The organism is Hydrogenophaga sp., from assembly GCF_018780075.1.
GTDB lineage: Bacteria > Pseudomonadota > Gammaproteobacteria > Burkholderiales > Burkholderiaceae_C > Hydrogenophaga.
On record NZ_JADMKB010000017.1, the window covers coordinates 1 to 23,271 of the forward strand.

Consider the following 23,271-nt stretch of genomic DNA (forward strand, 5'->3'; position numbering starts at 1 on the left):
GAGGCGGTCTTGGTTTCGCTGTCAATGCGCTTGACGATCACGCGATCGGCGAGAGGACGAAGGTTCATTGCATCTCCTGAAATTGAACGAGGAAGGGGTTGGGTCAGTCGGTTTCATCCCATCCGGAACGGGTGGGGCCGCTGATCGACTTGGCATCAAGGTGTTAGCACTCGACGCCAGCGAGTGCTAATGATAAGGGCGGGTGGTGTCGTTTTCAAGACGCCAGGGCTTCTTTTTCCCCTCGGGCACGCCGCTTGCGGGGCTCTGGCCGGTCTGGCCCGGGAAAACCCGGACGTTCGGGCGCGGCGAATCGGTTTCAATCCCGGCGTCCCGCGCCCCATTCCATGACAAACAGGGTGGTAAAACCCGGGGGCGGTCACGGGGCCGGGCCAGCGGCCCGGGCGCGGACCGGGACATCAGGGGGTCGTGATCGACATCAGTCTGTGAGGTGCCTGTGGCCCTTGTGCGTTCGCGTTCGTTTGTTGTGTGGTCGGCGGGTCTGTTGTCCGTCGCTTACCTGTTGGCCACCGCATGGCGAGACCCGCCGCTCACGCTGGCGCTGGCCGGGGCCTGCGTGGCCATGTTCTGGGCCTGCGCCTGGTCGGCGCGGGCGCTGCTGGGCTTCAGATCGGCGAGTGCCCTGGCCGTGCTGGCGCTGGCGTTGGGCTGGTTTGCCGAGCAGATGGGCTCGTCGCGCGGCTGGTTCTTCGGCCGCTACACCTACACCGATGTGCTGGGCATCCGCCTGGGCGACGTGCCCCTGGCGATCCCGCTGATGTGGTTCGCGCTGTGCCTGGTGGGCTATGTCATCGCCTGCCTGATGCTGTGGCGCGCACCGGTGCATCCCGGCCCCAGTTTTCGCAGCGGCCTGCTCACCGCCTGGCTGGCGGCGATGGTGGTCACCGCCTTCGACCTGGGCGCCGACCCATACTTCGTGTTCGTGCTCAAGGCCTGGATCATGCAGAAGACCGACGGCGGCTGGTTCGGCGAGACCCTGCAGGGCTTCGCGGGCTGGATGGTGGTCGGGCTGCTGATCATGGCGCTGTTCCAGGCGCTGGCCGGGCCACGGCGCGCGCCCACGCTGTCGCGCAAGGTGGCGCTCGCGGCGCTCGTGCCCATCGGCATCTACGCCAGCGGGCTGGTGTTCCAGGTGCTGCTGGGTCACCCGATCGAGATCCGTGCCATCGCCTTCTTCGCCATGGGGCTGCCCACGCTGGTGGCGTTCGTGGCGTGGTGGCACTGGTCGCACCCCGAGCAGCACACGTCGCCAGGCCGGACCGCCGATGTGCCGCTGGCGCCCTGGACCCTGGAGGCCGATCCGCTGGCGGACCGCGCGGTGGCGTCACTGGTCGGTCCCTGGGTCGGCGACACGGGGGCCATGGGCCCGGGCGCGGCGCGCCTGGCTGCCGCCACCCGGCTCATGGCGGGCTGGCCCGCCAACGGGGGGCTCGGCGGATGGGACGGCGGCGACACCCCGGCGGACCCGGCGGTGGTGGCCATCCTGCGCACCTACCTGAACGATGGCCGGCAACTGCCCGAGTGGGCGGACCGCGCCAAGGTGGAGCGGGCCGAGGCCATCTTCATGGCGCAAGGCCCGCTGTCGTGCACGCTGCTGTTCTGTTCCAGCCTGCCGGAGTGTTATGTGTTGCCCCACCTGGCCGAGGTGCTGCACATCGCGGGCCAGCTGGAGCAGCACACCGAGCACCGCATCCGCCAGACCGCGGCCATGGTGTTCCCGGTGATGATGAAAGGCGGCCTGATGGGCGTCGACGGCTCGGGCGTGGCCCAGGTGCTCAAGGTGCGCCTCATCCACGCCAGCATCCGCCACCTGATCCTGCATGGCGATCCGGAGCGGGTGCGGGGCCAGGTGGCGCCAAGTCCTGGCGAGGCGGCGCCCACCGGCATGCACGCCGCGCTCATGGCGCACGGCTGGGACGTGGACCGCCAGGGCCTGCCCTGCAACCAGATCGAACTGGCCTACACCCTGCTGACCTTCGGCTACTGCTTCCTCAAGGGCATGCGCACCCTGGGCCTGGGGTTGTCGCGCGCGGACGAAGAGGCCTGCCTGCACGTGTGGAACGTGATGGGGCATGTGCTGGGCGTGCGCCGCGAGCTGATGGTCGACACCATGGACGAGGCCAACGCGCTGTTCGAGCGCATCCAGTCCAGCGCGGGTGAACCGATCGGGCCCATCGACCCGCGGCCCGCCCTCGGCCGGGCCTTGATGCAGACCATGGAGCGCACCATCGGCCTGCCGGTGCTTCGGGGTCTTCCGGTGCCGCTCACGCGCTGGCTGGTCGGCCCAGGCACCGCGCGGCTGATCGGCGTGGATGAAAAGGTGTCGTGGCCCACCCGGCTGGTGTTCACGCTGGGCCGACTGCTGATCGGGCTGATCGACGGGCTGGTGCGGCTGGTTCTTCCCAGGTTTTCGCTGTCCCGGCTGTTCACCCGGGTCGTGGGGTACCACTTCCTGACCCGCTTCCTGATGGACCAGACCCGGCCCCTGGCCTTGCCGGAGCGGGTGCTCAACCCGATGGCCGACACCATCGCGGCCTGGAGCAACGACCACTGCGCTCCTGGCTGGGTCAATGGCCTGGAGGACCGCATGACCACCACCGGCACCTGGCAGCCCGCGCCCCAGCGCGGCGCTTGAGCCACAGAATGGTGCGCCTGGCCCACTTTCACGTGATATTCGTCATGGACAGCCGACCCACCCTTTACGATGCCGGGATGGTGTTTCTCCCTTCCCTCCCGGCCCACATGCAGCGCCGCGCTCCATCGCGCCGCCTCGGGGTCTGGCTGTGGGCCCTGGCGCTGTGCCTGTGTCTGTTCGGGGAGGGGGCTCCGGCGTGGGCGGCGGACGGCGAGGGCGACATCACCCTGTCCAGCCGCTACTGGATCGATGCCTCGGGGGTCCAGAGTGTGGACGAGGTGGCGGCGCAGCCCGCAGGGACCCTGGTCGAGATGGACGGGTTTCGCTCCTTCAGCCTGGGCAGTTCGGCGCTCTGGATGCGCCTGGACCTCCCCCGGCTGGACCCGTCGCAGCGCTGGTTCCTGCTGCTCAGTGCCGCGGCTTTCACCAACGAGGTCGATCTGTACCAGCGAGGGGCGGACGGCGGCTGGATCAGGCAACGTGCCGGTGATCACCTGCCTGTGGCGCAGTGGGACCACCCGGACCAGACCCCGGTCTTCGCCATCGACGCCAAGGTTCAGGGCCCGGTGTGGCTGAGGGTGATGAATTCGCCGACCCCGACCAGCCCGCGCCTGCAACTGCTGACGGAAAACAGCCTTCAGACCAAACGCTACTGGACCTTCCTGATGGTCGGGGGTTACCTGGGGTTCGGGCTGCTGGTGCTGTTTCTGGGCTGGGTGCATGCACGGCTCTATGGCGACCGGGCGTTTGTTGCCTACTGCTTTTATGTGGCCTTCATGCTGGGGTTCCAGGCCGCGTTCACGGGCATTGGGGGTCTGTTTTTCTGGGACCAATCGGCACGCTGGAACGACATGGCGCCAGCGGTGTTCATGCTGTGGCTCACGGCCTCGGGCATCTGGTTCGTGCGCGAGGTCTGCGCCGTCTCGCGCCACCACCGGGGTGTGGACCGTTTCGTGATCGCCTGGTCGGTGTTCGGCCTGCTGTACCCGCTGCTGTACGTGAACCTGCAGACCCCGGCGGCCTTCGCGGTGCTCAACCTCTACGGATTGCTGTCGGTGTTGCTCAGCGTGGCGCTGTGTCTGTGGACCTGGCGCCTGGGGGAGGCCTATTCGGGCTGGCTGGTGTTGGGTTTCCTGCCGGTTCACCTGGGGTATCCGTTTCCGGCCCTGCGCAGTGCGGGCGTGTTGCCCGACAGTTGGGCGATGCAGTACGCGGTGCTGATCGGTTCGGCGATCGAAATCCCGTTGCTGCTCTACATCCTGCACCGCCGGGCCAAGGACTTCAACGAGAACCGGGCCCGGCTGCGCGCGCTGGAGAGCACCGATCCGCTCACCGGCCTCACCATCCCGCTGGTCCTCACGCTGCGCCTGCGCGACGCCCTGCGGCGTTCGCGGCGCTACGGACACCGCTGCGGCATGGTGCTGGTCGAACTGGCCAACCACGCCGAGATCGTGGACCGCGAAGGCCGCGAAGCGGGCGACCGCGCGCTCGTGGTGGCCGCGTCGCGGCTGTCGGCCGTGGTGCGCGATGTGGACACCGTCTGCCGCGTTTCGGACACGCGCTTCGCCATGCTGATCGAGGGGCCCCAGCGACCCGAGCAGCTCAAGTTGCTGGCCCAGCACGTGGTGGCCAGGGGGCTGGAGCGGGTGCCGACCCTGCCGGTCGAGCTCACGCTGCGCTTTCGCCTGGTCTCTGCCACGCTGCCCGAATCGGGTGACAGCAGCGAAGCGGCGAACGACGACGAGCGCCTGATGGAGCGGCTGCACCGGGCGCTGGACCGGCTGGCCAGCGAGCCACGCAGGGTGGTGCTTCACCTGCCCGTGCGCATGCCCGCTGGGGCCTGATCCCAGGTCCGCGCCGGTGCGTCAACAAGCGCGGCGGGGTTCATGCGCCGCCAATGGCGGTCGAACGAACCCCTGGGTCTGCCGACGGCGCCGGCGCCTCAGATCGTCAGTTCTGCCATGGCCGACTTGGGAAAGTCGAGGTTGGGTTCCAGCACGTCAAATGGCAGGGTGAAATAGAAGGTGCAACCTTCGCCGGGCGCGGTCTCGGCCCAGATGCGGCCGCCGTGGCGTTCGATGATGCGTTGCGACAGGGCCAGGCCCGTGCCCGTGCCTTCGAAGTCCATGGAATGGTGCTGGCGCTGGAACATGACGAACAGGTTGTGCGCCTTTTCCAGGTCGAAACCCACCCCGTTGTCGTTCACGTAGAAGGTGCGTCCGCCCACGGGGTTGACCTTCCAGCCCACCTGGATGCGGGCGTGCTCCCGGGTGCGGGTGTATTTGACCGAGTTGCCCAGCAGGTTGCCCAGCGCCTGGGCCAGCAGCATGGCGTCGCCACGCACCACCGGCAGGTCGTCTTCGATCACCCACTCGATGGATCGGCCCAGGTTCTCCTGTTTCAGGTGGGCGATGACGCCGTCGAGCAGCGTCGCCAAGGGCACCGGCTGCGATTCGATGGCCACCCGTCCCAAGCGGGCGTATTCGAGCAGCCCCTCGATCATGTGGCTCATGCGTTTGCTGGCCTTGGCGATCGAGTTCAGGTACTGCAGGGCGAGCGTGTCCTTGGATTCGCCCATCTGCTCCTGGAGCAGGCTCACGAAGCTGCCAATGTGGCGCAGCGGCGCGCGCAGGTCGTGCGAGACCATGTGCGAGAACACGTCGAGGTCCTTGTTCGCGGCCACCAGCTGCTGCGTGCGCTCGGCCACGCGCTTTTCCAGCTCGCGGTTGAGGTCGTTCATCACATCTTCCAGGCTCTTGGCCGCGGTCATGTCGCGGGTGATGCACGAGAGGCCCTGCAGGTCGCCCGCCTCGGTGCGCAACGCGGTCAGCACGGTGTGGGCCCAGAAGCGGGATCCGTCGTCTCGCAGGCGCCAGCCCCGGGTTTCCCACTGGCCGTGGGCCTTGGCCAGGCGCAACGCCTGGGCCGGATCGACCTCGTCCTCGCCGGCGTTGTCCACCGCGAGCAGCTGCAGAAAGGGCCGGCCCAGCATCTGCGAACGTGTGTGGCCGTGCAGGCGCTGTGCGCTCTCGGTCCACTCGGTCACCGCACCGTCTTCGTCGACGAAGTAGATGCAATGGTCCTGGATCGCGTCCACCATCAGGCGGTAGCGCTGTTCGCTCTGGAACAGCTCGGCGCTGCGTTCGCGCACCCGCTCTTCGAGGTCGCGGTTGGCTTCCAGCACGAACTCCTCGGTGCGCTTGCGCTCGCTGATGTCGTGCAGTTCGATGAAGATGCCTTCCACCACGCCGTGCTGGAAATCGGGGATGTAGTGGATTTCGTAGAAGCTTCGTGAACCGTCTTCTTCCAGGCGCTCGGCTTCAAAGGTCTGGGACTGGCCACTCAGGGCGTCGGCCACGTGCGGCAGGATCTCGGGCAACTGGTCCTCGCTCACCACCTGGCTCAGGTGCGTGCCCACCATTTCGCTGGCGAGTTTGCCATAGCGGCTGGCGTGGGCCGTGTTGGCGAAGCGGCAGATCAGGTCCTTGTCGTAGTAGGCGAGGTGCGAGGGAATGCGGTCGGTGATGCTGCGCAGGAAGCTGTCGTGGGCGGCCACCCGTTGCTCCACGGCCTTGCGCTCGCTGATGTCCGCCACGGTGGTGTTGCTGTACAGGAACAGCCCTTGTTCGTCGGTCACGGCGGTGGACGAGAACAGCGCGTGGAAGTGGCTGCCGTCGCGGCGGCGGACCTCGATCTCCATCGGATCGGTGTGCCCGGTCTCCGCGAGCGCCTGCATGCGGCTTTGCAGCACATGCCGCGCAGAGGGGTCGACCACGGCGAACACGTCCATTTTCCCGATCACCTCGTCACCGGGAAGGTCCAGCCAGTCCAGCAGTGTCTGGTTGATGTTCACAACGCGCAGGTCGGCATCGAGGGACAGGTAGCCGCAAGGCGCCTGGTCGTAGAGCGATTGCGCACGAGCCAGCGCCCGCTCCAGCTCCCGGGTGCGCAAGGCCACGAGGCGCTCGAGTTCTGGGTTGGTGGTGTCGGTCTGTTCAGGGCAGACAGGGGTTTCCATGGTTCTTGGCTCCAGGTCATTGCGTGGCACAGACCACCGGGTCTGTACTGGATTATCGGACGCTGCCCGGAAAAATTCAGCCCCCTCTGAGGGGCAACCCGCCAAGCCGGGCCAAAAAAAAGCCTCGCCGAACCAGCGAGGCTTTCAGAGTTTGCAAGTGCTTGCTTACAGGCCGGCGGCGGCACGCAGGGCCTGCGCTTTGTCGGTGCGTTCCCAGGTGAACTCGGGCTCCTCGCGGCCGAAGTGGCCGTAGGCAGCGGTCTTCTCGTAGATCGGGCGCAGCAGGTCGAGCATCTGGATGATGCCCTTGGGGCGCAGGTCGAAGACCTCGGCCACGATGGCCGACAGCTTCTCGTCGCTGATCACGCCCGTGCCTTCGGTGTAGACCGTGATGTTCATCGGTTTGGCCACGCCAATGGCGTAGGCCACCTGCACCTGGCACTGCTTGGCCAGGCCGGCAGCGACCACGTTCTTGGCAACGTAACGCGCCGCATAGGCGGCCGAGCGGTCGACCTTGGACGGGTCCTTGCCGGAGAACGCGCCGCCGCCGTGCGGGCAGGCGCCGCCGTAGGTGTCCACGATGATCTTGCGGCCGGTCAGGCCGCAGTCGCCCTGCGGGCCACCGACGACGAAGCGGCCGGTCGGGTTGATCAGGTACTTGGTGTCAGCGGTCAGGAATTCCTTGGGCAGCACCGGCTTGATGATCTCTTCGCGCACGGCCTCGTAGAAGGCGTCGGTCATCTTGTGACCCAGGCTGTACTCGGGCGCATGCTGGCTGGACAGCACCACGGTGTCGATGCTGTGTGGCTTGCCGTCCACATAGCGCATCGTGACCTGGCTCTTGGCGTCGGGGCGCAGGAAGGGCAGGCGGCCGTCCTTGCGCAGCTGGGCCTGGCGCTCGACCAGGCGGTGCGCGTAGTAGATCGGCGCGGGCATCAGCTCGGGCGTCTCGTCGCAGGCGTAGCCGAACATCAGGCCCTGGTCGCCGGCGCCGGTGTTCAGGTGGTCGTCGGAGGCATGGTCCACGCCCTGGGCGATGTCGTTGGACTGCTTGTCGTAGCAGACCATCACGGCGCAGCCCTTGTAGTCGATGCCGTATTCGGTGTTGTCGTAGCCGATGCGCTTGATGGTGTCGCGCGCCACCTGGATGTAATCGACGTGCGCGTTGGTCGTGATTTCACCGGCCAGGACCACCAGCCCGGTGTTGCACAGGGTCTCGGCGGCCACGCGGCTGCGCGGGTCCTGCTTGAAGATCGCGTCGAGGATCGCGTCCGAAATCTGGTCGGCGACCTTGTCGGGGTGGCCTTCGGAGACGGATTCGGAGGTGAAGAGGAAATCGTTCGCCATATAAACTCCAGAGTTGATGAACCGGCGTTGCCGGTTTTCTGGTTCGGCGAACGCTTTAGCGGAATTTGTGAATCGCCCCGCAATTAGTTCAATAACTCGGCGATGGGCGCTATTTTAAGGTACCTGGGCGCGATGTCGGTGACGGCCATCGCGTCATAAGAGTGTTTTGTGACGGCTTTCTTTCAGCTTCTGTTCCGATTTCTGTCCGTGTTGCCGCTGCCGCTGCTGCACGCGTTTGGCTGGGCACTGGGCTGGCTGACGTTCCTGGCGTCGCCCCGGTACCGGCGCAGGCTGTTCGCCCATGCCCGGCTCGCCGGGTACCCGCGTTCGGTCGCGCTCGGATCGGTCGCCGAGTCGGGCAAGCTGGTGGCGGAATTGCCCCGGCTGTGGCTGGGTCGGCCGGTGCACGTCGACTGGGACGGTGTGGCCCATGTCGAAGAAGCCATGGCGCACGGCGATGGCTTGCTGTACCTCACCCCGCACCTGGGCTGTTTCGAGGTCACCGCCCAGTTGGTGGCGCAGCGGTTCGGCGAGCGCATGCCCATCACGGTGCTGTACCGCCCAGCCCGTCAGCCCTGGTTGCGCGAGCTGATGGAAGCCCGCAACCGGCCCGGGCTTCACACCGCGCCGACCACGCTGGCGGGCGTCAAACAACTGATCAAGGCGCTCAAGCAACACCAGGCGGTGGGCCTGCTGCCGGACCAGGTGCCGCCTTCAGGACAGGGTGTCTGGGCACCGTTTTTTGGTCGCGACGCCTACACCATGACACTCTCCGCACGCCTGGCCCAGACCGGCGGCGCCCGGGTGGTGCTGATCTGGGGTGAACGCCTGTCTTGGGGGCGGGGCTACCGTGCCCGGGTGCGCCCCTTCATGGCGGACGGCGATGGCCAATTGTCCAGCGATCCACAGCAAGCGGCCAGGCAGATCAACCAGGCGATGGAGTCCTTGGTGAAGGAGTGCCCGACCCAGTACCTCTGGTCCTACGACCGGTACAAGGCGCCGGCGGGCTTGAGCCACGCGGCGCGGCTGGATGCCGAGCGCGCGCAACGCACCTGACCCCCGAGACCCGGCCCATTCATGTCCACTCCTTCCGCACCGGCTGCCCGCCGTCCCTTCGTGAAAAGTGCCCTGAGCCTGAGCGGACTCGCTGTGATGCGGGTGCTCAAGCACGCCCCCCTGCCTTGGCTGAGGGCGCTGGGCTGGCTGATCGGACACCTGCTGTATGGGCTGGCGTTGCGCCGCCGTCGCATTGCCGAGGTCAATCTGGCGCTGTGTTTTCCCGAGCGGAGCGAGGCCCAGCGGCGCCACCTGGTGCGACGGCACTTTGTGCTGTTTGCACAGGCGTGGCTGGACCGCAGCTGGCTGTGGGAAAGTCGTCCCGAGGTCGTGCGCCGTCGGCTGCGTTTGACGGGCCAGGTGCAGGCGCTGCATGAAACGGTGCCCACCTTGTTGTTCGCTCCACATTTCGTGGGGATGGATGCCGGTTGGATGGCGCTCACGGCTCACGTGCAGCGGCGGTTCTGTGGCCTGTATGCACGGCAACGCAATCCGGTGCTGGACCAGTGGATGGCCGACGGCCGGCGCCGGTTCGGCGAGCCCCACATCGTGGCCAAGAGCGCGGGCCTGAAGGCCCTGGTCACGGCGCTGCGCGCTGGTGAGCCGCTGTACCTGCTGCCCGACATGGACTACGGGCCTCGGGACTCGGTGTTCGTGCCGTTTTACGGTGTGTCCGCCGCCACGGTGCCGTCCCTGTCGCGCTTCGCCCGCATGGGGGGTGCTCGCGTCCTGCCCATCGTCAGCCGCCTGACACCGGACGGCTACGAGGTCACGGTGCTCCCACCATGGCAGGACTTCCCCACCGACGATGTGGTGGCCGATACCGTGCACATGAACCAGCAGCTGCAGCACTGGATTGACGCTGTGCCCGAGCAGTACTACTGGGTGCACAAGCGGTTCAAGACCCGCCCCAACGGCGAGCCTTCCTTCTACCGCTGATCGCGTGCCGGGTCAGTCCAGCGCTGGCGGCTCGTCTTCGCTCTCGTCGGGTTCGACGGGGCGGGTCTGGGTCGCTGGCGGAGCAGCGCCGGGTCCGTGGGTCCAGTCCCACAGCAGCTGGGCGACTTCGTCCAGCCCCTGCTTCTTGAGCGCTGAAAACAGCCGCACCTCGCCGCCGCCGGTTTGCAGCCGCGCGATGGACAGCGCTTTGGCGGCTTCGGAACGCGTGAGCTTGTCGGCCTTGGTGAGCAGTACCAGGAACTTCAAACCGGCTTCCACCCGGGGGCGGATCACTTCCAGCAGGATCTCGTCGAGCTCGGTGAGACCCAGGCGAGGATCAATCAGCAACACCACCGCGCGCAGGTTTTCCCGCGTGATCAGGTAGTTGCCCATGACCCGTTGCCAGCGCAGTTTGGCCTCGCGCGGCACGGCCGCGTAGCCATACCCAGGCAGGTCGGCGAACACCGCGTCGTGGATGCCCTGTTTGCCCAGTGAGAAGAGGTTGATGCTCTGCGTGCGCCCCGGCGTCTTGGAGGCAAAGGCCAGGCGCTTTTGCTGCGTGAGCGTGTTGATGGACGTGGATTTGCCGGCGTTGGACCGCCCGACAAACGCGATCTCGGGCAAATCCAGCGCGGGCAGGTGCTCCAGCTGTGGCGCCGTGGTCAGAAAGCGCGCGGTGTGCAGCCAGCCGTGAGCGATTTTCGGGTCTGGTCTCGATGCCTTGACGGCGGGTTTTCCAGCGTTGGGGGAAGGGCCGTCTTGGACCCGGGGGTCTGTCGAAGGAGGGCTTGAGGCGGGGGGGGCTGGAGTGTGGTCTTGGGTCATTTGGGGTTTTCCCGGTGGGACATTGTAAAATCGATGGGCTATTCACCGAAATACCGCGAATTTCCTCAACCTGACGCCGTCGCCCTCGACGACAGCCCCCGACATGAAATTGCCAGCATCACTTCTTTGCGCCGCTGCCTCGGCAGTCCTGTCGTTCAGCGCCCAAGCCCAGACCGCCAAACCCGATCTCGCCAAAGGTGCCGCGCTGTACGGTCAGGTGTGTGTGGCCTGTCATGCTGCCGACGGCAACTCGACCACGCCCGCCAACCCGAAACTGGCGCGTCAACACCCCGAATACCTTGCCAAGCAGCTGCAGGAGTTCAAGTCGGGCAAGCGCGACAACGCCATCATGAAGGGCTTTGCCACGGCGCTGTCCGACGACGACATGCGCAACATCTCCTTCTGGCTGGCCGATCAGAAGGCCACCACCGGCTTCGCGAAAGAAAAAGACCTGGTTCGTCTCGGCGAGCGCATCTACCGCGGCGGCATCGCCGACCGCCAGATCGCGGCCTGCGCCGGCTGCCATGGCCCCTCCGGCTCGGGCATCCCCTCACAGTACCCGCGCCTGTCGGGTCAGCACGCCGACTACACCAGCGCTCAGCTCAACGCATTCCGTTCGGGCGCCCGCGTCAACAACGCCCAGATGACGGGTGTGGCCGCCAAGATGAACGACAAGGAAATCAAGGCCGTGTCCGACTACATCGCCGGACTGCGCTGATTTCAAGGCCCCGGAGGATCCGGGGATATCAGTCAACGTTAATGTTTGGCGGCACACAATGCAGAAGTCTCGTTTTGCATTGAACCGCCAGCCCCGAAATCGCTCACATCAGGGTGTGTTCTGGCTTTTCCGGAACCACCCTTTTTGTCGTCCCTACCTGACATGACCGCCACCACCCAAGGCCTGCAGCTGCGCACTGGTTCCCGCATTCTCGGCAACCTGGTGGAGTTGCTGTCGTCGATGCGTTTTGCCATCTCTTTGCTGACGGTGATCTGCATCGCCTCGGTGATCGGCACCGTGGTCAAGCAGCGCGAACCGCTGAACAATTACATCAACCAGTTTGGTCCCTTCTGGGCCGACGTGTTCGGCAGCGCCAGCCTGTTCACGGTCTACAGCGCCTGGTGGTTTCTGCTGATCCTGGCGTTTCTGGTGCTCAGTACCAGCCTGTGCATTATTCGCAACACGCCCAAGATCTTTTCCGACTACAAGGCGTTCAAGGAAAACATCCGTGAGCAAAGCCTGAAGTCGTTTCCCAATCGCGCCGAGAACGCACTGGCAGAGATGCCCGAAGCCGCCGCGCACCGCATGGGCCAGACGCTGTTGTCTTCCGGCTGGAAGGTGAAGCTTCAGTCACGTTCCACGCCGCAGGGACAGGGCTGGATGGTGGCGGCCAAAAAAGGGGTGGCCAACAAGATCGGTTACCTCGCGGCCCACAGCGCCATCGTGCTGGTCTGCATCGGCGGTCTGCTGGACGGCGACCTGATGGTGCGCGCCCAGATGTGGTTCAACGGGAAGACTTCGTACAACGGCGGTGGTCTGATCGCGGACGTGGCCCCCGAACACCGCTTGTCGCCTCAGAACCCCACCTTTCGAGGCAATCTGCTGGTGACCGAGGGCACCAGCTCGGGCACCGCCATCCTGGCCCAGTCCGACGGCGTGTTGCTGCAGGACCTGCCTTTCTCGGTGGAGCTGAAGAAGTTCATCGTGGAGTACTACGACACGGGCATGCCTCGTTTGTTTGCCAGCGACATCGTGATCCATGACCATGAGACGGGCGAGAAAAAAGAGGCTCGCGTCGAGGTGAACCATCCGGCCAACCACCGTGGCATCAACATCTACCAGTCCAGCTTTGACGACGGTGGCTCAAAGGTCAAGTTGCAGGCCTTCCCGATGGGTGAGGCGGTGGCACCGTTCGAGGTCTCGGGCGTGATCGGTGGCACATCGGCGCTCAGCAACGGCAGCAACAAGCTCACACTGGAGTACACCGGCCTGCGGGTCATCAACGTCGAAAACTTTGCCAACGAGGGCGGTGGGGCGGGCACCGATGTGCGCACGGTGGACCTGCGCTCGTCGATCGAGAGCCGCCTGGGCGCGGGGCACAAGACGGTGACCGAGAAAAAACTGCGCAACGTCGGCCCCAGCATCACCTACAAGCTGCGCGACGCGGCCGGGCAGGCGGTGGAGTTCCACAACTACATGCTTCCCGTGGAGCTGGACGGTGCGCGCATGATCCTGCTGGGCACGCGCGAGTCGCCGGCCGAGCCGATGCGTTACCTGCGCATCCCGGTGGACGACCAGGATGGCATCGATGGTTTTGTCCGCCTGCGGTCGGCGCTCGCCGACCCGGTGATGCGCGATGAGGCGGTGCGCCGGTACGCGGCGGGTGCGGTCGAACCGGGCAAACCCGAGCTGACGCAGGCCCTGGTGGCCTCCGCCCAACGTGCGCTGGGTCTGTTCGCGGGTGCTGAGAAGGCGGAGGTCAAGGCCGACAGCGCCACAGCCGCGCCGGAGATCAAGGGCGGCCTGCAGGCGGTGTCGGCGTTCCTGGAAGCGAACGTGCCCGAGGCCGAGCGCGAGCGTGCCAGCGACGTGCTGGTCCGCATTCTCAATGGCACCCTGTTCGAGTTGTTGCAGATCAGCCGGGAGCGCGCCGGGCAGAAGCCGCTGGAGCGCGACGACACCGCGCAGCAGTTCATGTCGCGGGTCGTGCTCAGCCTGAGCGACAGTTTCTACTACCCGGCTCCGGTGACCTTTCAGCTCAAGGACTTCCAGCACGTGCAGGCCAGCGTGTTTCAGGTGGCGCGGGCCCCTGGGCAGACGATCGTCTACCTGGGCTGCCTCTTCCTGATCCTCGGGGTGTTTGCCATGTTGTATGTGCGCGAACGTCGTGTCTGGGTGTGGCTGTCTCCCCAGGGGGACGGCGCGAGCCTGGCCAGCATGGCGCTGTCATCGAACCGCAAGACGATGGAATCCGACCAGGAGTTTGAATTGTTGAAGACCCAACTGTTGAAGGCGCAAGCATGAACACCGCGACACAGACGTTTGAACTGAAGCCGGGCGGCAAGAGCGCGGGCCTGGAGGCGGGCTATTTCGCGCGTCGCAATGTGTGGGACTGGTTGTTCGCCGCGCTGGTGATCACCGGGGCTTTGTGGGCGTTCTCGCGGTACAGCGGCAGCATGGACGTGTACGAAAAAGGCATCCTCGTCGGGGCGGTGCCGGTGCTCGCCTGGCTGGGCTGGTTCTGGCGCCCCCTGCGCTCGCTGATGGTGGTGGTGGCGGCGTTGTCGATGCTGGGCATCTGGCTGTACCTGGCGCCGGCGGGCTCCGCGGATTTGGCCCGTGCAGATCAGGTCTTCCTGCTCAAGTACTTCATCTCCAGCCAGTCGGCCATCCTCTGGATGAGCATGCTGTTTTTCATGAGCACGGCGTTTTACTGGGTGGGCATGTTCACCCGCGCCGGTCAGACGTTTGAGTTGCTGGGTTCCCGCCTGGCTTGGGTCGCGGTGACGCTGGCTCTGGTGGGCACGATGGTGCGTTGGTACGAGAGCCATCAGATCGGGGTGGGCATCGGCCACATCCCGGTGAGCAACCTCTACGAGGTGTTCGTGTTGTTCTGCTGGATGACCGCCGCCTTCTACCTGTATTACGAAGACCAGTACCAGACCCGCAGCATGGGCGCTTTCGTGATGCTGGTGGTCAGTGCCGCGGTGGGTTTTCTGCTGTGGTACACGGTGGTCCGCGAGGCGCACGCCATTCAACCTTTGGTGCCTGCCCTGCAGAGCTGGTGGATGAAGCTGCATGTGCCGGCCAACTTCATCGGTTATGGCACCTTTGCCATCGCGGCCATGCTGGCCTTTGCGTACCTGATCAAGCAGAGCGCGAGTGAGTCGCGCTGGTACAAGCTCGCTCCGCTGTGGCTGCTCGGCCTGGTGCTGTGTTTCGAGCCCATCGTGTTCCGCCAGTCGGCGGCCGAAAAGGGCGGCAGCTACTGGTTCGTGTATTTCGGTGTCTCCGCGCTGATCGTTGCCACCATCATGTTCGGCCGTCGTCGCATTGCCGCGCGCCTGCCCAGCTTCGAGGTGCTGGACGACGTGATGTACAAGGCGATCGCCGTGGGTTTCGCCTTTTTCACCATCGCCACGGTGTTGGGCGCCTTCTGGGCGGCCGAGGCCTGGGGTGGCTACTGGAGCTGGGACCCGAAGGAAACCTGGGCGCTGATCGTGTGGCTGAACTACGCAGCCTGGTTGCACATGCGCCTGATGAAAGGCCTGCGCGGCACCGTCGCGGCCTGGTGGGCCCTGGTCGGTCTGGCGGTGACCACGTTCGCCTTCCTGGGTGTGAACATGTTCCTTTCCGGCCTGCACAGCTACGGCGAGCTCTGATCGTCATCGACTCGTCCAGACACCCCGCTTCGGCGGGGTGTTTTGTTTGGGCCCACGGGGCGTGAGGAAACTTTGTAAGACACTGCGGACTTCAAACGACTGCTGTGAAACAAGGAGCCTCACATGATCATCCGTTCCGGCAACCCAGGATTCCAGCACCCCATCCCCAGCGAGATCACGCCACGCGACACCTATCTTGACCGGAGGAAGTGGATGCAGCGGTTGGCGCTCGGGGCGGGCGGTGCTGCCCTGGCGGGATGGGCATCCCGTGAAGCCCTGGCCCAGGCGGCGGTGGCCCGGCCCGGCAAGCTGCTGCCGTTGCCTTCGGTGCGCTCCGGCGTACCGGGCGCGCAGACGATCGAAAAGATCACCGAATACAAAGACGCCAGCTCGTACAACAACTTCTACGAGTTCGGTACCGACAAGACCGATCCAGCGGCCTACGCCCACACACTCAAACCGCGTCCCTGGACGGTGTCGGTGGAAGGCTTGGTCAACAAGCCACGCACCTACGGCATCGATGACCTCATGAAGCTGGCCGCGATGGAAGAGCGCATCTACCGCCTGCGCTGCGTCGAGGGCTGGTCCATGGTGATTCCGTGGGTCGGCTTTTCGCTGGCCGAACTGATTCGGCAGGTGGAGCCCCAAGGCAATGCCAAGTACCTGGAATTCGTGACGCTGGCCGATCCCAAGACCATGCCCGGCGTGACGTCCAATGTGCTGCTCTGGCCCTATGTCGAGGGCTTGCGCATGGACGAAGCGCGCCATCCGCTCACGATGCTTGCCTTCGGCATGTATGGCGAGGTGCTGCCGAATCAGAACGGTGCGCCGGTGCGGTTGGTGGTGCCGTGGAAGTACGGTTTCAAGAGCGGAAAATCGCTGGTCAAGATCCGTTTTGTGGAGAAGGAGCCGAAGACCGCGTGGAACATTGCCGCAGCGCAGGAGTACGGCTTCTACTCCAATGTCAATCCCGACGTGCCGCACCCGCGCTGGAGCCAGGCCACGGAGCGCCGCATCGGTGAGGAAGGCGGTTTGCTGGCGAAGCGCCGCAAGACCGAGCGCTTCAATGGCTACGAAACCCAGGTGGGCGCCTTGTACGCGGGCATGGACCTCAAGAAGTTCTTTTGATGCGCTGGTTGAGCCACCGGGCGGTCAAGCCGGCGGTGTTCGTGCTGTGCCTGCTGCCTTTGGCCTGGCTGGTCTGGGCGGTGGTGGCCGACCGGCTCGGCGCCAACCCCGCCGAGGCCCTGATCCGCTCGCTGGGCGACTGGACGTTGCGTGCCCTCGTGCTGGTGCTGGCCGTGACGCCTGCGCGTGTGGTTCTGGGTCTGCCCGCGCTGGCGCGCTGGCGCCGCATGCTGGGTCTGTTCGTGTTCTTTTACGCCAGCCTGCACTGGCTGGCCTATGTCTGGTTTGACCAGGGCTTCGATTGGGCGGCGGTTCTGGCCGACGTGCCCAAGCGACCGTTCATTCTGGTGGGGACGCTGGCCTGGTTGTTGTTGCTGGCATTGGCCGCGACGTCGTTCAACCGCGCCATCCGGGCCATGGGGGCCGCCCGCTGGCAGAGGTTGCACCGCGCGGTGTACGCGGTGGCGGGGCTGGGCATCCTGCACTTCTTCTGGATGCGCGCGGCCAAAAACAATTTTGGCGAAGTGGCGGTGTACGCCCTGCTGCTGTCGGTGCTGCTGGGTTGGCGGTTGTGGCGCCGTTGGCGCGCCTGACCTTGTCCATCGTGCCGACACCCATGCATGGGCATGAGAGACCGCTCGCTCAGGAATGGCGGACAGGCGTCAGCGCGCCGTCCCACTGCCGGCTGGCTGGGTGGTGTCCGTCGGGGCTCCAGCAGCTGGCTGCTCCGCCGGCGCCGGGGCGGCTGAGGGCTTGGGCGTGGCAGTCGAGGCGGGAGACGGCATGAACAGCGGGCCTTTTTGCCCGCATCCCGACGCCATCAGCGCAGTGGCCAACAGGGCAACGCCGCTCCCCACCGTGGGTCGGGAGAACAAGCCACCTAGAATGGGTTTCTTCAACATAGTGATGGCATTGTAATGACCGACACCGACTATTTGGATCGCGCCGAGGCGCTGCTACGGGCCATTGAACTGTCTTGCGACCGGATCAACGACGACGGCGATGCGGACATCGACAACCAGCGCGTCGGCGGCATGGTGACCCTGACCTTCGCCAACCGGAGCCAGATCATCATCAATCTGCAGAAACCGCTGCAAGAGGTGTGGATGGCCGCGCGCTCAGGTGGGTTCCATTACCGATATGACGGCGCGGCCTGGAACGACACCAAGGGACAAGGTGAGTTTTTTGCCCACCTGTCCCGCTGCGCGACCGAGCAGGCGGGGCTCCCGTTGACCTTCAGTTCCTGAACAGGTCCAGGATGCTGCGCCGGTCCTCGCTTTCGGGTGCCGGGCCCGCACCCTCGCCCACGACAGGGGCCGCTGTCTCCGCTTCGTTGGTTTGCGCACCAGGCCAAGGATCGTTCAATCCGAGGCCTCGCACGCCCCGCCCGGGCCCGAACTCCTCGTAGTACCACTCGTTCCCCACATGGATAACCCCTGGCGGCGCGGTGAGCTCTTCCACCGGGACGCCCTTGAGCGCCTCGGTCATGTAAGCAATCCAGATCGGCAGGCTCAAACCGCCGCCGGTTTCGCGACTGCCCAGGTTGCGCGGTGTGTCGTATCCCACCCACGCTGCGGCCACCACCGTGGGTTGGAAGCCAACGAACCAGGCATCGACCGAATCGTTGGTGGTGCCGGTTTTTCCGTAGAGATCGGGTCGCTTCAGCGTGGCTTGCGCCCGCGCAGCCGTGCCGGACCGGGTGATTTCCTGCAGCAGGTTGCTCATCAGGAAAGCGTTCCGAGCATCGATGGCGCGCTGCGATTCCGGTGGCGCAGCCGCAGAGCCCTCGTACAACACCCGCCCTTTCTGCTCAACCACGCGCGTGATCAGCGATGGTGTCACGCGGTATCCGCCATTGGCAAACACCGCATATCCACTGGCCATTTGCATGGGCGTGACCGCGCCGGCACCCAGCGCCATGGTGAGGTAAGGCGGGTGTTTGTCGGCATCAAAACCAAAACGGGTGATCCAGTCCTGGGCACTTTGGGTGCCGACCAACTGCAGAACACGGATGGACACCATGTTCTTGGACTTGGCCAAGGCGCGCCGAATCGACATGGGGCCTTCGAACTGGCCGTCGTAGTTCTTGGGTTCCCAGGGTTTTCCACCGGTTTCCGCCGCAGTGTAGAAGAGAGGTGCATCGTTGACCACGGTGGTGGGCGTCACGCCTTTTTCCAATGCAGCGGAGTAAACAAACGGTTTGAAGCTTGAGCCCGGTTGGCGCCATGCCTGGGTGACATGGTTGAACTTGTTCTTCTGGAAATCAAACCCTCCCACCAGTGCACGTACCGCGCCGTTTCGGGGGTCCATTGCCACAAACGCCGACTCGACCTCGGGCAGCTGGCTGATGCGCCACGCAGAAGGCCCCGCTTTCAACACGCGGATCACCGCCCCACGCCTGATCTTGATGTTGGGGCCTGCTTTTTCGCTCAACCCGGACATGGCAGGGCGCAAACCTTCACCGGTGATTTCCAGGGGATCGCCGTCTTGGCGAATGGCGATCACCTTGCGGGGACTGGCCTCCAGAACCACGGCCGAGAGGAGGTCGTCGTTGTCTGGACGCTCGGCCAGCGCTTCATCGATCGCGTCATCACGGGCTGCGTTGTCCGTCGGCAGGGTGATGAACAACTCGGGACCACGGTACACCTGCCGGCGTTCATAGTCGAGAATGCCCTGACGCAGGGCACGGTAGGCCGCCTCCTGTTCGTTGGCCCGCAGACTGGTGGTGACCACCAGTCCCCGTGTGTAGGCCTCCTCACCATATTGGGCGACCATGGATTGGCGAACCATCTCTGCAACATATTCCGCATGCACATTGGTTGGGGTGTGTGCCGGTCGCAGCTTCAGTGCTTCCCGCTTGGCCTCTCCAGCCTGATCTGGTGTGATGAACCCGTTGGCCTCCATGCGCTCGATGATGTAGAGCTGGCGCGCCCGTGCACGTTTCGGGTTGCTGATGGGGTTATAGGCGGACGGCGCCTTGGGCAGCCCGGCCAGCATGGCCGCTTCCGCGATCGTGACGTCCTTCAACTGCTTTCCAAAGTACGTCTGGGCCGCGGTGGAGAAACCGTAAGCGCGCTGACCCAGAAAAATCTGATTCATGTAAATCTCAAGAATCTGTTCCTTGCTCAGCAGGTGCTCCAGCTTGAATGTGAGAAGCACTTCGTAGATTTTTCTGGTGTAGCTCTTTTCAGCTGACAGGTACACATTGCGCGCCACCTGCATCGTGATCGTGGAGGCTCCTTGGCTTTTTGCCTGACCAAGGTTGGCCAGCGCGGCGCGCATCATCCCTCGGTAGTCCACGCCACTGTGCTCGAAGAACCTTGCGTCCTCGATTGCCAGCACCGCGTTTTTCATCACGTCGGGGATTTCCCGAATGGTCAGGAGGTTGCGACGTTCCTCGCCAAACTCCCCGATGAGCTGTCCGTCGGAGGTCAGAACACGCAAAGGAAGTTTGGGCCTGTAGTCGGCCAGGTCCGCCACGTCAGGCAGGTTGGGGTAGGCCACCGCCAGCGCCAGCCCGATCCCCATCAGGATCATCGCCAAGCCAGCCAGCAAAAGGCCAGCGACGCCCGCCATCACCTTGGCGGTCCACCCAAGGGCACTGCGGGTTCTAAGGGCGATGCTTCCGGTGTTTCGAGGAGCAGCGTCGTCGTCTTGGGCCATGCGTTCAGTCCGAGCCAAAGTTGGGGATTATAAAAATGGCCCTGTTGCGTGCACGCCCGGGAGCTGTGTCCATATTGTGAGTTGTTGTGTGGTTCTTCCGGGCTGGCATGTCGTGCAAGGCGCGAAGACCAAGTTTTTGCGTATGCTTTTGACAACGCTTCTCTTTGTGCCAGATGTATAAATTCTTTGCTGCACAAGGGGCTTGCTGCTAGCATTCAAGTGAATTCTTAAGTCTGGCGCCCTGTGGCGTAACCATATCTGGGGGTCACCTTGATCTCATTGGGGTCGTTTTTTAGCCGGGATACGGCACCGTTGTTGGGCATCGACGTGAGTTCATCCAGCGTGAAGCTGGTGGAGCTCAGCCGCAATCGTTCTGGAGATCTGGTGCTCGAACGGTGTGCCATCGAGCCGCTGGAGCGCGGATGGATCACCGATGGCAATATTGAAAAGTTCGATGAGGTGGCCGAAGCCGTCCGACGCGTGGTCCGCAAGAGCGGAAGCAAGACGAGGAACGTGGCGATGGCGCTTCCCGCTTCGGCAGTGATCACCAAGAAAATCGTGCTGCCCGGGGGGTTGTCTGACAAAGAGCTCGAAGCCCAGGTGGAGTCTGAGGCCAATCAGTACATTCCCTTTTCCTTGGACGAGGTGAGTCTGGATTTCTGTGTCATCGGTCCCAGCGCGAACTCGGTGGGCGACTCTGAAGTTCTGATTGCCGCCTCGCGCAAAGAGAAAGTGTCTGATCGCCAAGGCTTGGCGGAAGCCGCGGGCCTCAAGCCCGTGATCATGGACGTAGAGCCCTATGCCTCTCGCATGGCAGCGGGTCGCGTGATCGAGACGCTTCCCAATCAAGGCGTGGACTCGCTTGTGGCATTGTTCGAAGTCGGTGCCGTGACCACCAGCATGCAGGTCATGCGCAACGATGATGTGCTTTATGAGCGCGACCAAGCGTTTGGCGGTGCACAGCTGACACAGCTGATCGTGCGGCAATATGGTTTTTCTGCCGACGAAGCCGAAGCAAAAAAACGTTCAGGTGACCTGCCGGACGATTATCGGGCCAGCGTATTGGAGCCTTTTATTGAAAGCATGGCTCAAGAGGTAGGCCGGGCACTTCAGTTCTTTTTTACCAGCACCCCCTACAACAAGGTGGATCACATTTTGCTCGCAGGTGGAAGTGCCGCGCTTCCTGGTCTGACAGAGGCAGTGACCCATCAGACGTCATTCGCTTGCATGGTTGTGAATCCGTTCGATGGCATGGAGATGGCTGCCAGTGTGCACGCACGGAAAATTGCTCGCGAGGCGCCGTCCTATCTCACCTCCACCGGGTTGGCATTGCGGAGGTTCTACCAATGATCTTGATCAATCTTTTGCCCCACCGCGAGGCGTCACGAAAAAAGCAGAAAGAGCAGTTTTTCACGCAACTCGGTCTGTCGGCGCTGCTCGGGGGCATCATCTGTGGGGCGGTCTTCACTTGGTATCAAGGGCAGATCGCTGAGCAGCAGGAGCGAAATGCATTTCTGAAAAAAGAAATGGCTCGCCTGGATGCTGAAATCAAGGATATTGCTGGACTTCAGGCGGAAATCGCTTCACTGCGTGCCCGTCAGACGGCGGTTGAAGACCTGCAAGCTGATCGAAACATGCCCGTGCATCTTCTGGAAGAGCTGGTGAGCGAGTTGCCTGATGGCATCTATTTGAGAAGCATGAAGCAGGAGAGCCAAAGTGTTTTGCTGACGGGCGTGGCTCAATCGCAGGAGCGAGTGTCCGACTTGTTGAGAAGTTTGTCGACCAAGACAGAGTGGCTGGTGAAGCCCGAATTGGTGGAAATCGTTGCAGCCAATGCGTCTGTCTCCAATCGAGAGCAGCGCCGCGTGTCTAACTTCACGATCCGTGCGAAATTGAATCGCCCGGTCAGTGGCACCGCCAAACCCACAGGTTCACCATCCGTCGGCCCAACTGCTCCAGTTGTTCCAGGCAAGGCTTGATTGGAGATTCAGATAAACATGGCCAAATCTGCCAAAATCAACGTCGATTTTAAGTCGCTTCAGGACAAGATAAAATCACAGTTTTCTGGGTTGGATCCGAACGACCCTTCACAGTGGCCATCCTTGCCCAGGAATGCGCTCTTTTTGGTCGTTTGCATGGCGGTGATTGCAGGGCTCTGGTTTGCATGGTTGAAGACTGTCGATGAAGAGCTGCTTGCCTCGCAGGCTCAAGAGCAACAACTCAGGGACGATTACCGGAAAAAATTGGTTCAGGCGGTCAATCTTGATGCCTTGAGAAAACAGTTGGAGCAGGTTCAGCAGTATGTGAGTCAGCTCGAGAAACAGCTGCCGAGCAAAGCTGAAATGGACGCTCTGTTGTCTGATATCAACCAGGCCGGTCTGGGAAGAAGTTTGCAATTCGAGTTGTTCAGGCCAGGTCAGGTATCTGTCAAGGAGTATTATGCTGAGCTTCCAATTACTGTAAAAGTGACCGGTGGATACCATGATATCGGTCTTTTTGCGGCAGACATCGCCAATTTGTCTCGCATTGTTACGCTGAACAATTTGGCGATTGTTCCGGTGAAAGATAGGGATGGATTTTTGACGCTGGATTGCATAGCGAAAACATTCAGATACCTGGATCAGGAGGAGATTGTTCAGCAGCAAAAGGCCGCTGCTGGCAAAAAGCCCGGTGCTGCGAAATCTTCCGCCGGAGTTGTCAAATGAACGCCCTTCATAGTGCTTTGGTCAGTGTTGCTGTACTTTCATTTCTCGTTGGATGCTCAGGTTCTGAACAGCAGGAATTGAGTGCATGGATGCAGAGTGAGCGCAATTCTATACGGCCAGATGTTAAACCTATTCCAGAGCCTTCCAAATTTCTGCCACATTCTTATGCTGGCGAGCGATTCATGGAGCCCTTCAGCAATGAAAAGCTCGTGAGCATATTGAAAAGTGGGCAATCGCTATCTACTGAGAAATCTGCCTTGATTGAGCCCGAGTTGAATCGGCGTAAACAGCCGCTGGAGGCTTTTCCACTTGACGCCATGTCCATGGTGGGCATTCTCAATCGCAAAGGTCAGTTGGTCGCGCTGGTAAAGGTGGACTCGCTTCTGTATCAGGTGGTGGCTGGTGGCTACCTTGGACAAAATTATGGGCGAATTGTCAAGATTGATGAGAATCAAATTGTCTTGCGTGAAATTGTGCAAGATGCTGCAGGTGAGTGGATAGAACGTCCAGCGGCGTTGCAACTACAAGAGGAAACGTCTAAATGAGTAAAACGCTTC

Annotated in this window: 19 protein-coding genes; 14 read left to right on the plus strand and 5 right to left on the minus strand. The window is 63.3% G+C overall.

The window, feature by feature from the left end:
- Positions 1–502: 502 nt before the first annotated feature.
- Positions 503–2,653 carry a carotenoid biosynthesis protein gene (locus IV088_RS05150; protein ID WP_291098661.1) on the plus strand — a complete coding sequence of 717 codons (2,151 nt, stop codon included), beginning with the start codon at positions 503–505 and terminating at the stop codon, positions 2,651–2,653.
- A gap of 77 nt (positions 2,654–2,730) precedes the next feature.
- Positions 2,731–4,497, plus strand: a complete 1,767-nt coding sequence (locus IV088_RS05155; RefSeq protein ID WP_291098664.1) for a 7TM diverse intracellular signaling domain-containing protein — start codon at positions 2,731–2,733, stop codon at positions 4,495–4,497.
- Positions 4,498–4,595: 98 nt separating this feature from the next.
- On the opposite strand, the gene IV088_RS05160 is transcribed toward IV088_RS05155, so the two are convergent.
- Both IV088_RS05160 and metK read right to left on the minus strand, forming a co-directional pair.
- Positions 4,596–6,671: a PAS domain S-box protein gene (locus tag IV088_RS05160; protein WP_291098667.1), complete on the minus strand. Its 2,076-nt coding sequence runs from the start codon at positions 6,669–6,671 to the stop codon at positions 4,596–4,598.
- A 165-nt stretch (positions 6,672–6,836) separates the two neighbouring features.
- On the minus strand, positions 6,837–8,018 hold the full coding sequence (gene metK / locus IV088_RS05165) for a methionine adenosyltransferase (RefSeq protein ID WP_291098670.1): 1,182 nt from the start codon (positions 8,016–8,018) through the stop codon (positions 6,837–6,839).
- A gap of 168 nt (positions 8,019–8,186) precedes the next feature.
- On the opposite strand from metK, the gene IV088_RS05170 reads away from it, so the two are divergent.
- Both IV088_RS05170 and IV088_RS05175 read left to right on the plus strand, forming a co-directional pair.
- A complete protein-coding gene (locus IV088_RS05170; protein WP_291098673.1) occupies positions 8,187–9,074 on the plus strand; it encodes a lysophospholipid acyltransferase family protein in 888 nt (295 codons plus the stop codon).
- 21 nt (positions 9,075–9,095) lie between these two features.
- The gene (locus IV088_RS05175) at positions 9,096–10,013 is read left to right on the plus strand and encodes a lipid A biosynthesis acyltransferase (protein ID WP_291098676.1); all 918 of its coding nucleotides are present in this window, start codon (positions 9,096–9,098) and stop codon (positions 10,011–10,013) included.
- 12 nt (positions 10,014–10,025) lie between these two features.
- Here the strand turns inward: IV088_RS05175 and yihA are convergent, their stop codons facing one another.
- Positions 10,026–10,838, minus strand: coding sequence for a ribosome biogenesis GTP-binding protein YihA/YsxC (yihA, locus tag IV088_RS05180; RefSeq protein WP_291098679.1), 813 nt, complete (start codon positions 10,836–10,838; stop codon positions 10,026–10,028).
- 103 nt (positions 10,839–10,941) lie between these two features.
- Here yihA and IV088_RS05185 point away from each other — a divergent pair, with 103 nt between their 5' ends.
- The 5 genes from IV088_RS05185 (at position 10,942) to IV088_RS05205 (ending at position 16,939) form a co-directional block, all read left to right on the plus strand.
- Positions 10,942–11,556, plus strand: a complete 615-nt coding sequence (locus IV088_RS05185; RefSeq protein WP_291098681.1) for a c-type cytochrome — start codon at positions 10,942–10,944, stop codon at positions 11,554–11,556.
- Positions 11,557–11,718: 162 nt separating this feature from the next.
- Complete coding sequence (locus tag IV088_RS05190) at positions 11,719–13,860, plus strand: cytochrome c biogenesis protein ResB (RefSeq protein WP_291098683.1); 2,142 nt, start codon at positions 11,719–11,721, stop codon at positions 13,858–13,860.
- Positions 13,857–15,218: a c-type cytochrome biogenesis protein CcsB gene (gene ccsB, locus IV088_RS05195; RefSeq protein ID WP_291098686.1), complete on the plus strand. Its 1,362-nt coding sequence runs from the start codon at positions 13,857–13,859 to the stop codon at positions 15,216–15,218. Before IV088_RS05190 ends, ccsB begins: the two co-directional genes overlap by 4 nt.
- Before the next feature lie 123 nt (positions 15,219–15,341).
- On the plus strand, positions 15,342–16,346 hold the full coding sequence (msrP, locus tag IV088_RS05200; protein ID WP_291098689.1) for a protein-methionine-sulfoxide reductase catalytic subunit MsrP: 1,005 nt from the start codon (positions 15,342–15,344) through the stop codon (positions 16,344–16,346).
- On the plus strand, positions 16,343–16,939 hold the full coding sequence (locus IV088_RS05205; RefSeq protein WP_291098692.1) for a sulfite oxidase heme-binding subunit YedZ: 597 nt from the start codon (positions 16,343–16,345) through the stop codon (positions 16,937–16,939). Before msrP ends, IV088_RS05205 begins: the two co-directional genes overlap by 4 nt.
- A gap of 69 nt (positions 16,940–17,008) precedes the next feature.
- Here IV088_RS05205 and IV088_RS26325 read toward each other — a convergent pair whose 3' ends face one another.
- Positions 17,009–17,248: a lipoprotein gene (locus IV088_RS26325; RefSeq protein ID WP_367171569.1), complete on the minus strand. Its 240-nt coding sequence runs from the start codon at positions 17,246–17,248 to the stop codon at positions 17,009–17,011.
- Positions 17,249–17,263: 15 nt separating this feature from the next.
- Here IV088_RS26325 and cyaY point away from each other — a divergent pair, with 15 nt between their 5' ends.
- A complete protein-coding gene (gene cyaY, locus IV088_RS05210) occupies positions 17,264–17,593 on the plus strand; it encodes an iron donor protein CyaY (RefSeq protein ID WP_291098695.1) in 330 nt (109 codons plus the stop codon).
- On the opposite strand, the gene IV088_RS05215 is transcribed toward cyaY, so the two are convergent.
- Positions 17,583–19,922, minus strand: a complete 2,340-nt coding sequence (locus tag IV088_RS05215; protein WP_291098728.1) for a penicillin-binding protein 1A — start codon at positions 19,920–19,922, stop codon at positions 17,583–17,585. The genes cyaY and IV088_RS05215 overlap by 11 nt on opposite strands.
- Positions 19,923–20,279: 357 nt before the next feature.
- Here IV088_RS05215 and IV088_RS05220 point away from each other — a divergent pair, with 357 nt between their 5' ends.
- From IV088_RS05220 to IV088_RS05235, 4 genes are read left to right on the plus strand one after another with little or no spacing between them, the layout of a single operon-like run.
- Positions 20,280–21,359, plus strand: a complete 1,080-nt coding sequence (locus IV088_RS05220; protein WP_291098698.1) for a pilus assembly protein PilM — start codon at positions 20,280–20,282, stop codon at positions 21,357–21,359.
- Positions 21,356–21,988 carry a PilN domain-containing protein gene (locus tag IV088_RS05225; protein ID WP_291098701.1) on the plus strand — a complete coding sequence of 211 codons (633 nt, stop codon included), beginning with the start codon at positions 21,356–21,358 and terminating at the stop codon, positions 21,986–21,988. Before IV088_RS05220 ends, IV088_RS05225 begins: the two co-directional genes overlap by 4 nt.
- Before the next feature lie 18 nt (positions 21,989–22,006).
- Positions 22,007–22,714 (plus strand): type 4a pilus biogenesis protein PilO, encoded by a 708-nt coding sequence (locus tag IV088_RS05230; protein WP_291098704.1) that lies wholly within the window; start codon positions 22,007–22,009, stop codon positions 22,712–22,714.
- Positions 22,711–23,259, plus strand: a complete 549-nt coding sequence (locus IV088_RS05235; RefSeq protein ID WP_291098707.1) for a pilus assembly protein PilP — start codon at positions 22,711–22,713, stop codon at positions 23,257–23,259. Before IV088_RS05230 ends, IV088_RS05235 begins: the two co-directional genes overlap by 4 nt.
- The last annotated feature ends 12 nt before the right edge of the window (positions 23,260–23,271 follow it).